Raw genomic sequence first — 15,119 nt, forward strand, 5'->3', positions numbered from 1 at the left:
CCGGGTGAGATTTCGGGATTTTGCATACCAAAACCTGTATCCTGACCTCAGATCAGCGCGTTCCTCTCCCCTCCGAGGTGTCCCGTGAGCCAGCCCGCTTCCCCGCTCCAAGACCGTGGCCCGTCCGGCCGCCGCACGGCCAAGGGCTCGCTCAGCTCGACCGCCGCCAAGCGCGTCGAACGGCCGGCGCCGCTGCGGCAGGTCGTCTACGAAGCCCTCGCCGAGCTGATCATCAACCGCACCCTCGAACCCGGTCAGCACCTGGTCGAGGCCGACCTGGCCGAGTACCTCGGCGTCAGCAGGCAGCCCGTCCGGGAGGCTCTGCAGCGGCTGCAGAGCGAAGGCTGGGTCGACCTCCGCCCCGCCCAGGGCGCGTTCGTGCACCTGCCGACCGACGAGGAAGCCGACCAGCTGCTGAGCGTCCGCGGCGTGCTGGAGACGCACTCCGCGAAACTCGCCGCCGGCAACGCGACCCCGGCGGACGTCCGGCGCCTGTGGGAGCTCCAGCAGACCGGCGTCCACGCTTTGCACGCCGAGGACACCGAAGGCCTGGTCGCGGCCAATGCCGCCCTGCACGCGTTCATCACGCAGCTCTCGGGCAACGCCGTGCTGGCGGAGCTGATCGGCCTCGTCGACCGCCGGGTCCGCTGGTACTACACGCCGATCGCCCGGCCCCGCGGGCGGGACGCGTGGAGCGAGCACGACGAGCTGATCCACGCCATCTCCGACGGCGACACCGAAGCCGCGGAGCAGATCATGGCCAAGCACACCGAACGGACCCGCCAGGCCTACCACGAACGCCCGGAGGCTCCCCGATCCTGATTGAGGCAGGACCGGGGAGCGGGCCGGGTCAGCCGGCCGAGGCCGACGGTCGCGCCACCAGCTCGGTTTCGGCGAGCTGGTGGCGCTTCCGGCCGGGCTGGCGCAGGAACAGCGTCAGCACCGCCGAAAGGAGCGCGATGCACCCGGCGAGGACGTACGCGCCGGTGTAGCCCCACACGCTGATGACGCCCGCAGCGAGCCCGCCGCCGCCGACGCCGCCCACGAGTTTCGCGCTGTAGACCAGGCCGTAGTTCGACGCGTTGTTGTTCTCGCCGAAGTAGTCCGGCACCAGCGCGGCGAACAGCGGGTAGAACGCGCCGCTGCCGAAACCGGTCAGGAACGCGAACACCATGAACAGCACCAGGTTGTGCGTGTTCCCGGCGTACAGGACGCCGAACTGCGCGCCGGCCGCGATCACCAGCACCAGCGTGAGCGTCTGCCGCCGCCCGAGCTTGTCCGACGCCCAGCCGACGACCGCGCGGCCGGTGCCGTTCACGACCGCCAGCACCCCGGCCGAGGACGCCGCGACGAACGCGCCGAAGTGGCTCACCTTCGCGAACGGCACCTGGAAGTTGATGCCGAACAGCGAAACGCCGCCGATGATCACCAGGCACACCCACATCAGCGGCAGCATCCCGGTCCGGACGGCCTCCCCCGGCGAGAACTGCTTAACCGCGGGCGGGTTCTTCGCCAGGCCGCCGCGGGACTTCCGGTCGCGGACCCAGTTCAGCGGGTCGACGTCGTTCGGCCACCAGCTCTTCGGCGGATCCTTGAACAGGAACCCGCAGATCCCGACGGCGAGGAGCATGTAGACGCCCATCACGTCGAGGATCACCGAATAGTTGGCCGGGGTGAGGAAAGCCGCGAACACGTAGATGAACGGGACCGCGCCGTAGGCGAACCCGCCGTTGACGAAGCCGGTTCGCGCACCCCGCTTTTCCGGGTACCACTTGCCGACCATGTTGATGCAGGTCGCGTACACCAGTCCGGCGCCGATCCCGCCGAGGACCGAATAGCCCGCGAACGCCAGGGCGAGATTGCCGCTGTGCGAAATCGTGAAGTAGCCGATGCCGCTGCAGACCGCGCCGACGAGCATCGCCGTCTTCGCCGAGACGATGTTCTTCTCCCGCAGCCGCCCGGCCGGGAACGCGACCGCGGCCTGGAACACGGCCCAGACGCTGGCCAGCCAGAACGCGTCCGACAGCGTCCAGCCGTACTTCTCTTCCAGGGTGCCTTCGACGGCGCCCCAGCCGTACTCGAACACGCTGACCGCCATCATGGCGATCCACGGCAGCCAGACCATCCAGCTGCGCGAGCGCCCCATGATGTCGTGCGGTGTTTCGCCTACCCGGTACACCCTTCCGTTGTCGTCGACGATCTCCTGGTAACGAGCTGCAGTCATGAGAGTTCTCTTTCGTCAGCGCTTACCCGTGTCCCTCTGCGTGCCGCGTCAGCCGGTGGCCGGCCGGGCCACGAGCTCGGTTTCGGCGAGCCCGTGGCGCATCCCGCCGGGTTTCCGGCCGGGCTGGCGCAAGAACAACGCGAGCCCCGCCGCGAGCAGGCTCGTGCCGGCCGCCAAGTAAAAGGCCGCGCCGTAGCCCCACCCGTCGATCACCATCTTGCCGAGGCCCGCGCCGACGATGCCCGAAACGAGCTTCGAGCTGTAGACCAGGCCGTAGTTGCTGGCGTTGTTGTTTTCCCCGAAGTAGTCGGCGGTCAGCGCGGCGAACAACGGGAAGATCGCCCCGCCGCCGAACCCGGAAACCATCGACGCCAGCAGGAACAGCGGCATGCTGCCGAGCGATCCGGACAGGTACACCGCGATCTGCGCCAGGCCCAGCACCACGCAGACCAGCAGCAGCGTCTGCCGCCGCCCGTAGCGGTCGGAGATCCAGCCGATCACCCCGCGCCCGGCGCCGTTGATGACCGCCTTGAGGCTCATCGCGAGCGCGACGATGCCGCCCGCGAACCCCATTTCCTTGCCGAACGGCACCTGCGCGGAAATGCCGAAGATGTTCACACCCGCCGTGCACAGCAGGCAGATCCACATCAGCGGCAGCATGCCGGTCTTGAGCGCCTCCCGCGGCGTGAACTGCTTGACCGCGGGCGGGTTCTTCGCCAGCGACCGGCGCACGCGCGGGTCGTCCGACACCTTCAGCGGGTCGACCTGCGCCGGCCACCAGTTCTTCGGCGGATCGCGGAAGAACAGCCCGCTGACCGCGACGGCGGCGGCGAGGAAGAGCCCGACCGCGGGCAAAATGCTGCCGTAGTTGCCCAGGTCCAGGTAGTTCGTGAAGATGAAGATGAACGGGACGGAGCCGTAGGCGAACCCGCCGTTGACGAAGCCCGTCTTCCCGCCCTTCCGCTCCGGGTACCACTTGCCGACCATGTTGATGCAGGTCGCGTAGACGAACCCGGCACCACCGCCGCCGAACAGGCCGAAGCCGAGGTAGGCCCAGAAGACGCTCGGCGAGTAGGCCAGTGCCACGTACCCGAGCACGGTGCCCGCGGCGCCGAGCAGCATCGCCGAGCGGGCGGACAGCCGGCCGCTTTCGCGCAACTTGCCCGCGGGGAACGCCACCGCCGCCTGGAAGAAGATCCAGACGGCCAGCAGCCAGAAGATGTGGGCGCCGTGCCAGCCGTGCGCCGCGGACAGCGTGTCCTCGGCCGAAGTGAACGCGTATTCCGAAGAGCTGATGGCCATCATGGCCACCCAGGGCAGGACGACCATCGTCCACCGGGGTCTGCCCATGATGTCCCGGTCGGACTCGCCGACGCGGTAGGTTCTTCCGTTCGGGTCAGTGATCTCCTGGTAAGTGGCTGCGGTCATGAGAGTTGTCCTTCGTCACCGTTGACTCACGTCCCTCTGCTGCCGTAGTGCGGGTGGATCATCGTCCTTTCCGTGTGCTCGGGCCAGCCCCTGTGGAGGACGTTCAGAGCAGCCCCGCGGCCCGCGCCCAGCGGTACTTCGCGCCGAGCACGGCCACGGGCTTTTCGGTCGTGTACGGGTAGGCGACGACGCCGTGCTCGTACAGGTAGTCACTCGCTTCTTCGACCTCGACGTCACCGGAGAGCGACGCGACGACGGGCTTGTGGATCCCCTTCGCGCGGTACTCCGCGACCACTTCGGACACGAGTTCCGCGAACACCATCGGCGGGGTGACGATGGTGTGCCAGTAGCCGAGGATCAGGGCGTGGACGCGGTCGTCCTCGAGACCGAGGGCGATCGTTTTGCGGTAGGTCGAGGGCGGTTCGCCGCCGGTGATGTCCACCGGGTTTCCCGCCGCGCCGAACGGCGGGATGAACTCCCGAAACGCCGCGTCGAGGTCGGGCGGGATCGCCATCAGGTCCAGCCCGTTGTCGACGCACGCGTCCGACAGCAGCACGCCGGAGCCGCCGGCACCGGTGATGATGACGACGTTCTCGCCCTTCGGCGCGGGCAGCAGCGGGATGCCGCGGGCGTACTCGAGCAGGTCGTTGAGCCCGGGCGCCCGGACGACGCCGCTCTGGCGGAGGATGTCGTCGTAGACCTTGTCGTTCCCGGCGAGCGCGCCGGTGTGCGAACTGGCCGCCTTCGCGCCCTGCGACGTCCGGCCCGCCTTGAGGACCACGACCGGCTTGCGCTTCGAGACGCGCTTCGCCGTCTCCGCGAACGAGCGGCCGTCCTTGAGGTCTTCGAGGTGCATCGCGACGAGCTGGGTGTTGTCGTCCTGCTCGAAGAAGGTGAGCAGGTCGTCCTCGTCGATGTCGGCCTTGTTCCCCACGCCGACGATCGACGACACGCCCATCTTCGCCGAGCGGCTGAACCCGAGGATCGCCATCCCGATCCCGCCACTCTGCGAGGACAGGGCGACGCCGCCTTTGACGTCATACGGTGTACAAAATGTCGCCGACAGGTTTTCCGGCGTGTAGTAGTAGCCGTAGATGTTGGGCCCGAGGATGCGCACGCCGTGCTTGCGCGCGATCGCGACGACCTCGTCCTGCAGCTCGACGTTGCCGGTCTCGCCGAAGCCGGACGGGATGAGGATCGCGCCGGCCGCGCCCTTCTTGCCGACCTCCTCCAGCGCGGCGGGGACGAACTTGGCCGGGATGGCGAAGACCGCGACGTCGACGTCGCCGGGTACGTCGGTGATGCTGGCGTACGCCTTGCGGTCGAGGATCTCGGTGGCCTTGGGGTTGATCGGGTGGATCTCCCCCGCGTACCCGCCGTCGACCAGGTTCTTCATCACCGAGTTGCCGATCTTGCCCGCTTCGGCCGACGCGCCGATCACCGCGATCGACGCCGGCTTCATGATCCGGTTCATCGACGCGAGGATCTCCTCCTGGGTGAACCGGTGCGGCTCCTTCGCCGCTTCCGGGTCGACCAGGATGCGGACGTCGACCGCGGTCGCCCCGCGCGCGGTGGCGAGCACCGGGTTGAGGTCCACTTCGGACAGCTGCGGGAAGTCGGCGACCAGCTGCCCGAGCCCGGTGATGACGGCGGCGAGCGCGTCGCGGTCGACAGGATCCGATCCGCGGACTCCCCGGAGGATTTCCACCGCTTGGATACCGTCGACCATCGACAGCGCTTCGTCGGTCGTCGTCGGCGCGAGCCGGAAGGTGACGTCCTTGAGCACCTCCACCAGCACGCCGCCGAGGCCGAACGCGACGACCTTGCCGAACGTCGGGTCGGTGACCGAGCCGACGATCACCTCCTGGCCCTCGGTGAGCATCTGCTGCACCTGGACGCCGAGGATCCGCGCGCCGGCGTCGTAGGCCTTCGCGTTCTCGACGATCTGCTCGTATCCCGCCCGCACCGCTTCGGCGTCCCGCAGGCCGACGAGCACCCCGCCGGCCTCCGTCTTGTGCAGGATGTCCGGGGAGACGATCTTGAGCACCACCGGCAGCCCGATGGCTTCGGCCTGGGCCACGGCGTCCTCCGCCGAGCCGGCCAGCCGCTCCGCCGGCGTCGGGATACCGTATGCCTCGCACACCGCACGCCCCTCGGGTGCGGTCAGCGAGGACCGCCCCTCGGCCGCCACCTGGTCGAGGATCTTTTCGACCGCCACGCGATCCGCCACTCAGATCACCCCCGCCGCGCGGAACTTCTCGAGCTCCGCCTCGCCGTAGCCGAGCTCGCCCAGCACCTCGTCGTTGTGCTCGCCGAGCAGCGGCGAGCGGTCGATCTCGACCGGCGAGTCGGAGAGCTTCAGCGGGCAGCCGACGGTCTTGAACGCACCGCGTTCCGGGTGCGCCACCTCGACGACCGAGCCGAGCTCGGCCAGGGTCTCGTCCTCGATGAGCTCCTTCGTGGACAGGATCGGGCCGCACGGGATGTTGCAGGCGTTGAGCTTCTCCAGCACTTCCCACTTGGTGTGCTTCTCGGTCCACTCCTCGACGAGCGCGAACATCTTGTCCAGTTTGGACAGCCGGACCTCGGGGGTGGCCCACGCCGGGTCCTCGGCCAGCTCGCCCTTGCCGATCAGCCGGGCCAGCGGGGCCCAGCCGGGTGGCTGGACGATCACGTAGATGTAGTCGTTCGGGCCGCCGGGCGCGCACTTCACCGCCCAACCGGGCTGGCCGCCGCCGGAGGCGTTGCCCGAGCGCGGGACCTCGTCGCCGAACTGGTCGTTCGGGTACTCCCCCAGCGGACCGTGGGCGAGCCGCTGCTGGTCGCGCAGCTTGACCCGGCACAGGTTGAGCACGGCGTCCTGCATGGCGACCTGGACGCGCTGGCCGCGGCCGGTGGAGGTCCGCTGGTACAGCGCGGCGAGGATGGCGGCCACCAGGTGGATGCCGGTGCCGGAGTCGCCGATCTGCGCCCCGGTCGCGGTCGGCGGCCCCTCCTCGAAGCCGGTGGTGCTCATCGCGCCGCCCATGGCCTGCGCGATCACCTCGTAGGCCTTGAAGTCGGCGTAGCGGCCGGGGCCGAACCCCTTGATGGAGGCGTAGACCAGCCGCGGGTTGAGCGCGGCCAGCTTCTCCCAAGGGTAGCCGAAGCGGTCGACGACGCCGGGGCCGAAGTTCTCGACCAGGACGTCCACTCCGGACACCAGCTTTTCGAAGATCTCCTTGCCCTCTGCGCTCTTCATGTTGAGCGTGATGCTGCGCTTGTTGGCGTTCAGCATCGTGAAGTAGAGGCTGTCCACCCCGGGCAGGTCCCGCAGCTGGCCGCGGGTGATGTCGCCCCGGCCGGGGGTTTCGAGCTTGATCACGTCCGCGCCGAGCCAGGCGAGCAGCTGCGTCGACGACGGTCCGGACTGCACGTGCGTCATGTCGAGGACGCGGACGCCCTCCAGTGCCTTACCCATGAGGCCTCCGCTCACTTGTACATGGTCTGGTTCATGGTTCCGGGGGCGTAGACGTCGGGATCGACCCAGACGTTGAGCAGCGAGGGCTTGCCGGATTCGCGGGCCCGCCGCAGCGCCGGCGCGATGTCGGTGGGGTCGCGGACTTCTTCGCCGTAGCCGCCGAGCATCCGGGCGAACTCGTCGTAGCGGACGTCGCCGAGAGTGTTGCCGACGCGCTCGCGCGGCAGGCCGTACTTCGCGGCCTGGCCGTAGCGGATCTGGTTCATCGACGAGTTGTTGCCGACGATGCCGACGAACGGCAGGTCGAACCGCACCAGCGTCTCGAAGTCCCAGCCGGTGAGGCTGAACGCGCCGTCGCCGAAGAGCGCGACGACCTCCTTGTCCGGCCGGGCGTGCTTGGCGGCCATGACGAAGGGGATGCCGACGCCGAGTGTCCCGAGTGGACCCGGGTCCATCCAGTGGCCGGGCGATTTGGGCTGGACGACCTGGCCGGAGAAGGTGACGATGTCGCCGCCGTCGCCGATGTAGATCGAGTCCTCGGTGAGGAACTCGTTGATCTCGTGGACCAGCCGGTACGGGTGGATCGGGCTCGCGTCGGAGTGCTGCAGCGGCAGCCGCTTCTGTTTCGCCTGCTCTTCCACGGCGTGCAGTTCTTCGAGCCACGCCTTCCGGCCGACGGCACCGTTGTCGGCGCGTCCGGAAGCGGCCTCGGCCACCGCGGCCAGCACCTGGCCGGCGTCGCCGACGATGCCGAGGTCGACGTCGCGGTTCTTGCCGACCGTGCGGTAGTCGAGGTCGATCTGCACGACGGTGGCGTCCTTCGACAGCCGTTTGCCGTAGCCCATCCGGAAGTCGAACGGGGTGCCGACGATGACGATCACGTCGGCGTTGTCGAAGGCGTACCGGCGGGAGAGCTGGAAGTGGTGCGGGTCGCCCGGGGGCAGCGTGCCGCGGCCGGCGCCGTTCATGTACGCCGGGATGTTCAGCGTGCGCACCAGGTCGGCGGCGGGCTCGGTGGCCCGCGTGGTCCAGACCTGGCTGCCGAGCAGGATGGCCGGCTTCTTCGCGTGCACCAGCAGGTCCGCGAGCTTCTCGACGTCGGCGGGGTCGCCCGCGTTCTTCGTCGACGCGCGGTAGCGGCCCGCCTCGGGGATCCGCGCCTGGCTGAGCGGCACCCGCGCGTCGAGGACGTCCCGCGGGATCTCGAGGAACGACGGGCCCGGCGCCCCGGCGTAGGCCTCGCGGAACGCCATGCTCACGAGATCGGCGACCCGCGCGGTGTGCGGCACGGTGGCGGCGAACTTGGTGATCGGCGCCATCATGTCCACGTGCGGGAGGTCCTGCAGGGACCCCATCTTGTGCTGGGTCAGCGCGCCCTGGCCGCCGATGAGCAGCATCGGGCTTTCCGCGCGCAGCGCGTTCGCCACCCCGGTGACGGCGTCGGTGGTGCCCGGCCCGGCGGTGACGACCGCGCAACCGGGCTTGCCGGTGATCCGCGCGTAACCGTCCGCGGCGTGCGCCGCGACCTGCTCGTGCCGGACGTCGATGACCTCGATGCCTTCGTCGACGCAGCCGTCGTAGATGTCGATGATGTGGCCGCCGCACAGGGTGAAGATCGTGTCGACCCCTTCGGCCTTCAAGGCTTTCGCCACCAGGTGGCCGCCGGAGATCTCGGCCGGCGCGGGCTCGGCGCCGTTCGTCGCACGGGCACTCTCCCCCGCGGTCGTGCCGGTCGTGGTCAGCGCCATCGCTCAACTCCTCTGGTCCGCCACCGGAGCTCTCTTGTCCGGCAGTCCGTTTCCGGGTCCGCTCATGCCACTGCCGGCGTCCTTCGAGGTCAGCGGCCTCTTCGCGGCAGACTGTAGATTGCATACCGTATGGGGTAGGCATATAGTCACTCCTCGAGCAGCCCGTGTCCAGGGCTATCCGCAGGGTTTTTCCCGGGCCTCGGGCCGGCCCCGCGGACCGTCGCTCCACGCCCTCGCCCTGCCCCGCCGCGGAAAGGACGCCCCCGCATGGACCTCTTCGAACACGAAGCCCGAGAGCTCTTCGAGAAGCACGGCGTACCCGTCCCCCGCGGCCGCGTCGCCGCCGATCCCGCCGCGGCTCGTGCCACCGCCGTCGATCTGGGTGGATCGGTGGTCGTCAAGGCCCAGGTCAAGACCGGCGGCCGCGGCAAGGCCGGCGGTGTCCGCGTAGTGCATACAGCCGACGACGCCGAGCAAGCCGCGGACGACATCCTCGGGATGGACATCAAGGGCCACACCGTCCACCGCGTCCTGGTGACCGAAGCGAGCGAAATCGCCGAGGAGTACTACGTCTCCTTCCTGCTCGACCGCGCCGGGCGGACGTTCCTCGCCATGGCCTCGGTCCACGGCGGGATGGAGATCGAAGAAGTGGCGGCCACCGACCCGGCGGCACTCCGGCGGGTCCCGGTCGACGCACTGGCCGGCGTCGACGCGGCCGAGGTGGCGGCGGCGTTCCCGGCCGGCGTCCGGGCGGAAGTGGCCGGGGTCGTCGAAAAGCTGTGGGAGGTGTTCGTCGCCGAGGACTGCACGCTCGTCGAGGTCAATCCCCTGGCGAGCACGCCGGCCGGGATCGTCGCGCTGGACGGGAAGATCACCCTCGACGACAACGCGGCCTTCCGGCGGTCCGAGTCGTTCGACGGCACCGCCGACGGCGACCCCCTCGAACGGGAAGCCCGCGCGAAGGGCCTCAACTACGTCAAGCTGGACGGCGACATCGGCGTGATCGGCAACGGCGCCGGCCTGGTCATGTCCACTTTGGACGTCGTAGCGGCGGCCGCGGCCGAGGCGGGCGCGCGCGGCCCGGCGAACTTCCTCGACATCGGCGGCGGCGCCTCGGCCGAGGTGATGGTGAACGGGCTGAGCGTGATCCTCGGCGACCCGCAGGTGCGCAGCGTGTTCGTCAACGTCTTCGGCGGCATCACCGCGTGCGACGCCGTCGCGACCGGGATCGTGCGCTCGCTGGACGTGCTCGGTTCGCGCGCGACCAAGCCGCTGGTGGTCCGGCTCGACGGCAACAACGTCGCCGAAGGCAGGCGGATCCTCGCCGAAGCCGCCCACCCCCTGGTCACCGTGGTGGCCACCATGGACGACGCCGCCCGCGAGGCGGCGAAGCTCGCGATCGCGGAGGTCTGACCCGTGGCCATCTTCCTGGACGAGACCAGCCGGATCGTCGTCTCCGGCATCACCGGCTCCGAAGGCGCCAAGCACACCCGGCGGATGCTGGCCGCCGGGACGACCGTCGTCGGCGGGGTGAACCCGCGCAAGGCCGGGCAGCGGGTCGAGCTTTCCGGTCGTTCGCTGCCGGTGTTCGGCAGCGTCGCGGAGTCGATCGCGTCGGCGGGCGCCGACGTCTGCGTGCTGTTCGTGCCGCCGCCGTTCGTCGCGGACGCGGTGATCGAGGCGGTGGACGCCGGGATCGGGCTCGCGGTGGTGATCACCGAAGGCGTCCCGGTGCACGATTCCGCGCGGTTGTGGGCGCACGCGGTCGCCGCGGGCGGGCGGACGCGGATCATCGGCCCGAACTGCCCGGGCATCATCTCCCCCGGCCGCTCGAACGCCGGCATCATCCCTGCCGACATCACCGGCCCGGGCCGGATCGGCCTGGTGTCGAAGTCCGGCACGCTGACGTACCAGCTCATGCACGAGCTGCGGGACACCGGGTTCTCGACGTGCGTCGGCATCGGCGGCGACCCGATCATCGGGACGACGCACATCGACGCCGTCGAAGCGTTCGAAAAGGACCCGGAGACCGACGTGATCGTCCTGATCGGCGAAATCGGCGGCGACGCGGAAGAACGCGCCGCGGAGTTCGTGCGGGCCAACGTGTCGAAGCCGGTGGTCGGCTACGTCGCCGGCTTCACCGCGCCGGAAGGCAAGACGATGGGCCACGCGGGCGCGATCGTCTCCGGCTCTTCAGGTACGGCGGCCGCGAAGAAGGAGGCGCTGGAGGCGGCGGGCATCCGCGTCGGCCGCACCCCGAGCGAGACGGCGGCCCTGGTCCGCGAAGTCCTCGGCTGACATGGAACTCCGTCAGCTGGCGGTGGTGGTGGCGGTCGCCGAAGAGGGCGGCTTCACGGCGGCGGCCCAGCGGCTGCGAACGGTGCAGTCGACGGTGTCGACGGTGGTCCGCGCGCTGGAACGGGACCTGGGCACGCCGCTGTTCCACCGCACGACCCACCGAGTGGCCCTGACCCCGGCCGGCGAGGCCTTCGTGCCCGCGGCAAGGGCGGCGTTGGAAGCAGCCGAGCGAGCCCGGGCGGCGGTCTCCCCGGTGGGCGGGTGCGTGCGGGTCGGGCTGTGCCCGGGTTTGCTGGCGGACTCGCACCGGCTGCTGGCGAAGCTGCGGCACGGCCATCCGGGGTTGGCGGTGGAACTGCGCCGCGTGCGGACCGGGGAGGTGGGGTGCGCGGTGGCGGAGTCCACTGTGGACGTGGTGGTGACGGCGCTTCCGGGCGGCCTGACCACCGCGCACGCGAGCGACCCGGCTCCCGCGGCCGACCGCGCTGCCACCGCCGAGCCGAACACCGCGCGCGCAGGCGACCCGGCCCACGTCGGGCCGGCCGCCACTCCCGCGAGCGGCCCGACTCCCGCGACCGGCGGAACTGCTGTCGCGCCCGCCGCCGGGCCGCGCGCCAGCGATGGCCGCATTTTCGGCGACGGGCTCGTCACCACGCCGCTCCCCGCCGAAGAACTCGTTCTCGCCACCGCTCCCGGCGGCTCGCGTTCCGCTCCCGCGAGCCTGTCCGGGCTTGCCCTCGTCGACTTCCCTCCCGGCTGGGCGATCCGCGATGCCGTCGACCGGGCCTTTCCCTCTCGCCGGGTGACCCTCGAAGTCGACGACCTCGCCGCCGCCGCGGAAATCGTGCGGGCCGGGCTGGCCGCCTGCGTGCTGCCCGCCTCCGCGGCCGCGCGGTTTCCCGAGCTCACCGTCCGGCGGTTCGACCGGCCACCGCCCTGGCAGCTCGCCGCCGTGCACCGGAGTCCGGTGGACGCCGCCGTCGAGGCGGTGCTCGGTCAGCTCGGCTGAAGGCCCAGGCGGTCCGGTCGCGTGTAGACGTTCATGGACGTGCCCCGCAGGAACCCCACCAGCGTCAGCCCCAGCTCCGCCGCGAGGTCCACCGCCAGCGACGAAGGCGCCGAAACCGCGGCCAGCAACGGGATTCCCGCCATCGCCGCCTTCTGCACGAGCTCGAACGACGCCCGGCCGCTCACCATCAGCGCCGTGCCCGACAGCGGCACCTCACCGCCGCGGGTGGCCCAGCCGACGACCTTGTCCACCGCGTTGTGGCGGCCGACGTCCTCGCGCAGGCAGCGCAGCTTCCCGTCCGCGTCGAACAAGCCCGCCGCGTGCAGGCCACCCGTGCGGTCGAAAACCCGTTGCGCCGCGCGGAGTTCTTCCGGCAGACCGGCCAGCGTCGCCGGGTCCGCCGTGAACGGGTCCGCCGCGATGGGCCAGGTGACCGTAGTGCGGACCGCGTCCAAACTCGCCTTACCGCACAGCCCGCACGACGAAGTCGTGTAGAAGTTCCGCTCCACCGAAGCGTCCGGCGGGGCCACGCCCGCGGCCAGCGCCACGTCGAGGACGTTGTAGGTGTTGCTCCCGTCGGCCGTCGCGCCGGCGCAGTAGCGGATCGACCGGATGTCGGCGGCCGCGCGGACCACCCCTTCGCCGACCAGGAAGCCCGCGGCCAGGTCGAAGTCGTCGCCCGGGGTCCGCATCGTGATCGACAGCGCCTGGCCGCCGACCCGGATCTCGAGCGGCTCCTCGACGGTGAGCGTGTCCGGCCGCGTCGCGCACGCGCCGTCGCGGACGCGCAAGACCGGGCGCCTGCTGGTCATCCGCCCCACGTCAGGCCGCCGGCAACAGCGACTCGGGACGGCCCGGCTGGGTCAGCCGCCCCGACAGCGCCCCGGCCGCCAGGCTCAGCACGCCGGCCACGGCGAACGCGCCGGCGAACCCGTGCGACGCCACCACGAGCGCGGCCAGCCCGATCCCGACCACGGCACCGGCCGCCTTCGCGCTGTAGAGAACGCCGAAGTTCTGCGCGACCGACTCCTCGCCGAAGTACTCGCGCACCAGGCCGACCAGCAGCGTGTAGCAGCACCCGTTGCCGAGTCCGGCCAGCGCGGCGCCCAGCAGCAGGCCGGCCGCGTACCGGTGCTCGCCCGAAGTGAACAGCACGAACTGCGCGAGCCCGCCCGCGACGAGCGCGAAGCGCAGGATCCGGTGGCGGCCGAGCCGGTCGGCCAGCCGCCCGATGAGGACGCGGCCGCCGCCGGTCGCCGCGGCAAGCACCGCCACCGCGGCTGCCGCGAGCCCGGGTCCGCTGCGTTCGGCGACGAACGTGGCCAGGTACGCCAGGTCGAACAGCAGCACGGCGGCGGCGAGCACGACCACGAGGTACAACGCGCGGGTCGCGGCGCACCGGAGGAGTTCCGCCGGCCGGTAGTGCCGGACGGCCGGCCGCCGGTTGTGCGCCCGGTCCAAAGCCCAGGCACGCGGCTCCGGCGTGGCGGGCCACCAGTGCCGCGGCGGGTACCGCAGCACCGCACCGCAGCCGGCGATCACGACGAGCACGAGAGCGGCGGTCACGTCCAAGAGCACTGCTCTCGCAGTGGGCAGCGCGGCGGCGAGGACGACGAACGGCACGCTCCCGAACGCGAAAGCACCGCTCACGATGCCCGCGCGGGCGCCGGTCCGCTCCGGGAACCACGCGAGCACCGCGCCGACGCACGTCGCGTACACCAGACCGGTGCCGAGCCCGCCGAGCACGGAATAGCCGAAGAACACGGTGAGCAGGCTGCCCGCGTGGCCGAGCGTCACGAGTCCGGCGGCGCACAGGACCGCGCCGGCGGCCATCGCGGCCGGCGCGGGCAGCACCCCGCGTTCCCGCAGCCACGCCGCCGGGAAAGCGACCCCGGCCTGGCAGATCGCCCACACCGCGAAGGACAGCGCGATCCCGCCGAACGTCCAGCCGTGCGCCTGGCTCAGCGCCGGGACGATCGCGCCGAAGCCGTACTGCTGCACCCCGGCGGCGAGCATGGCCGCGGCCGCCAGCCAGGTGACCCACGTCCGCGACCTGCCGAGCAGCTCCCGGTCGGACTCGCCGACGCGATACCGCCGGCCGTAGACGTCCCGGAGTTCGCGGATCTCGGCCATGGCGACCGCCTCCTCGCCGCAGAATGCAGATTGTATGCAGTATGCGGTAGACAGCGTGCTGAAGCAAGAAGGCGGCCCGGTGGCCATCGAGGGAGGAGGCGGCCACCGGGCCGGTGCTCCGACGCGGTACCGGCCGCGCGGAGCACTGACATTCTGGCCACCGAGAGCACCGCCGACAAGCTTCGACACCCACCGGACCGGGTCCGGCGTCCACAACGAACACTTACGGACGCACGAAAACGCCCCGATGTGACGTCGGGTGCGGTGATCGCACTCGACGTCCCATCGGGGCGTCCGGACGGGAACCCCGCGGACGGGGCGGGCGGCGCGCACGCACCGCGACGAATCCGCTACCCGGCAGGGGTGCCGCGCGGGTTCAAGACTTCTTGCGCGGGGCCCGCTTGCGCGCCGGCTTGGCGTCGGCCGGCTCGGCCGCCGCGGCCTGGTCGGCCTCGAAGCCGGCGATGATCTCGCTGGAGAGGCGGCCACGTTCGGCGACCTCGTAGCCGTTGGCCTGGGCCCACTCGCGGATCTGCCGGTTGCGCTCGCGATCGGTGCCCGAGCCGCCCGAGCCGGACAGCGACTGGCCGGTCGCGAGGCGGACCTTGCGGCCGCCGATGCGCCGCGCGGCGCCGACGTAGCGCGCGAGTTCGTCCCGCAGCGCGGAGGCGTTGTCCTCGGACAGGTCGATTTCGTAAGTCACCCCGTCGAGACTGAAGGGGACGGTCTGCGAAGCCTCGCTCCCGTCGAGGTCGTCCACCATCTGGACCTGCACCCGTTGCGCCATGGTTCGTCGTTCCTCATCTTCTCCAGAACACG

Annotated in this window: 12 protein-coding genes; 4 read left to right on the forward strand and 8 right to left on the reverse strand. The window is 70.9% G+C overall.

Translation table 11 applies throughout. The features are described from left to right. Positions 1 to 84 precede the first annotated feature (84 nt). Positions 85 to 822, forward strand: a complete 738-nt coding sequence (locus SD460_RS25685; protein WP_290053224.1) for a GntR family transcriptional regulator — start codon at positions 85 to 87, stop codon at positions 820 to 822. 28 nt (positions 823 to 850) lie between these two features. On the opposite strand, the gene SD460_RS25690 is transcribed toward SD460_RS25685, so the two are convergent. The 5 genes from SD460_RS25690 to SD460_RS25710 form a co-directional block, all read right to left on the reverse strand. Further along, complete coding sequence (locus SD460_RS25690; RefSeq protein WP_318306834.1) at positions 851 to 2,224, reverse strand: OFA family MFS transporter; 1,374 nt, start codon at positions 2,222 to 2,224, stop codon at positions 851 to 853. 48 nt (positions 2,225 to 2,272) lie between these two features. After that, a complete protein-coding gene (locus SD460_RS25695) occupies positions 2,273 to 3,652 on the reverse strand; it encodes an OFA family MFS transporter (protein ID WP_290053220.1) in 1,380 nt (459 codons plus the stop codon). A 103-nt stretch (positions 3,653 to 3,755) separates the two neighbouring features. Further along, positions 3,756 to 5,882, reverse strand: a complete 2,127-nt coding sequence (locus SD460_RS25700; protein WP_290053219.1) for an acetate--CoA ligase family protein — start codon at positions 5,880 to 5,882, stop codon at positions 3,756 to 3,758. After that, positions 5,883 to 7,112, reverse strand: coding sequence for a formyl-CoA transferase (gene frc / locus SD460_RS25705; RefSeq protein ID WP_290053216.1), 1,230 nt, complete (start codon positions 7,110 to 7,112; stop codon positions 5,883 to 5,885). 11 nt (positions 7,113 to 7,123) lie between these two features. After that, a complete protein-coding gene (locus SD460_RS25710) occupies positions 7,124 to 8,860 on the reverse strand; it encodes a thiamine pyrophosphate-binding protein (RefSeq protein ID WP_318306835.1) in 1,737 nt (578 codons plus the stop codon). A 267-nt stretch (positions 8,861 to 9,127) separates the two neighbouring features. Between SD460_RS25710 and sucC the strand changes: the two genes are divergently transcribed. Genes sucC through SD460_RS25725 form a run of 3 tightly spaced genes read left to right on the forward strand, consistent with a single transcriptional unit; the run spans position 9,128 to position 12,167 of the window. Further along, the gene (sucC, locus tag SD460_RS25715; RefSeq protein ID WP_290053211.1) at positions 9,128 to 10,273 is read left to right on the forward strand and encodes an ADP-forming succinate--CoA ligase subunit beta; all 1,146 of its coding nucleotides are present in this window, start codon (positions 9,128 to 9,130) and stop codon (positions 10,271 to 10,273) included. 3 nt (positions 10,274 to 10,276) lie between these two features. Then, the gene (gene sucD, locus SD460_RS25720; RefSeq protein WP_290053208.1) at positions 10,277 to 11,158 is read left to right on the forward strand and encodes a succinate--CoA ligase subunit alpha; all 882 of its coding nucleotides are present in this window, start codon (positions 10,277 to 10,279) and stop codon (positions 11,156 to 11,158) included. 1 nt (position 11,159) lies between these two features. Beyond that, positions 11,160 to 12,167 (forward strand): LysR family transcriptional regulator, encoded by a 1,008-nt coding sequence (locus SD460_RS25725; protein WP_290053207.1) that lies wholly within the window; start codon positions 11,160 to 11,162, stop codon positions 12,165 to 12,167. On the opposite strand, the gene fdhD is transcribed toward SD460_RS25725, so the two are convergent. From fdhD to SD460_RS25740, 3 genes are all read right to left on the reverse strand, one after another. After that, a complete protein-coding gene (gene fdhD / locus SD460_RS25730) occupies positions 12,155 to 12,988 on the reverse strand; it encodes a formate dehydrogenase accessory sulfurtransferase FdhD (RefSeq protein ID WP_318306836.1) in 834 nt (277 codons plus the stop codon). The genes SD460_RS25725 and fdhD overlap by 13 nt on opposite strands. Before the next feature lies 1 nt (position 12,989). Then, a complete protein-coding gene (locus tag SD460_RS25735; protein WP_318306837.1) occupies positions 12,990 to 14,300 on the reverse strand; it encodes an OFA family MFS transporter in 1,311 nt (436 codons plus the stop codon). A 376-nt stretch (positions 14,301 to 14,676) separates the two neighbouring features. Further along, entirely contained in the window at positions 14,677 to 15,087 is a 411-nt protein-coding gene (locus SD460_RS25740; protein WP_290053202.1) for a histone-like nucleoid-structuring protein Lsr2, read from the reverse strand. Positions 15,088 to 15,119: the final 32 nt, after the last annotated feature.

Origin of the sequence: Amycolatopsis solani, from assembly GCF_033441515.1 — a bacterium.
GTDB lineage: Bacteria > Actinomycetota > Actinomycetes > Mycobacteriales > Pseudonocardiaceae > Amycolatopsis > Amycolatopsis solani.

What these genes read in the sequence shown, in the direction of transcription:
- SD460_RS25690 (WP_318306834.1), bottom strand. Translation starts at nt 2,224, where the DNA reads ATGACTGCAGCTCGTTACCAGGAGATCGTCGACGACAACGGAAGGGTG.
- SD460_RS25695 (WP_290053220.1), bottom strand. Translation starts at nt 3,652, where the DNA reads ATGACCGCAGCCACTTACCAGGAGATCACTGACCCGAACGGAAGAACC.
- frc (WP_290053216.1), bottom strand. Translation starts at nt 7,112, where the DNA reads ATGGGTAAGGCACTGGAGGGCGTCCGCGTCCTCGACATGACGCACGTG.
- SD460_RS25710 (WP_318306835.1), bottom strand. Translation starts at nt 8,860, where the DNA reads ATGGCGCTGACCACGACCGGCACGACCGCGGGGGAGAGTGCCCGTGCG.
- sucC (WP_290053211.1), top strand. Translation starts at nt 9,128, where the DNA reads ATGGACCTCTTCGAACACGAAGCCCGAGAGCTCTTCGAGAAGCACGGC.
- SD460_RS25725 (WP_290053207.1), top strand. Translation starts at nt 11,160, where the DNA reads ATGGAACTCCGTCAGCTGGCGGTGGTGGTGGCGGTCGCCGAAGAGGGC.
- SD460_RS25735 (WP_318306837.1), bottom strand. Translation starts at nt 14,300, where the DNA reads ATGGCCGAGATCCGCGAACTCCGGGACGTCTACGGCCGGCGGTATCGC.
- SD460_RS25740 (WP_290053202.1), bottom strand. Translation starts at nt 15,087, where the DNA reads ATGGCGCAACGGGTGCAGGTCCAGATGGTGGACGACCTCGACGGGAGC.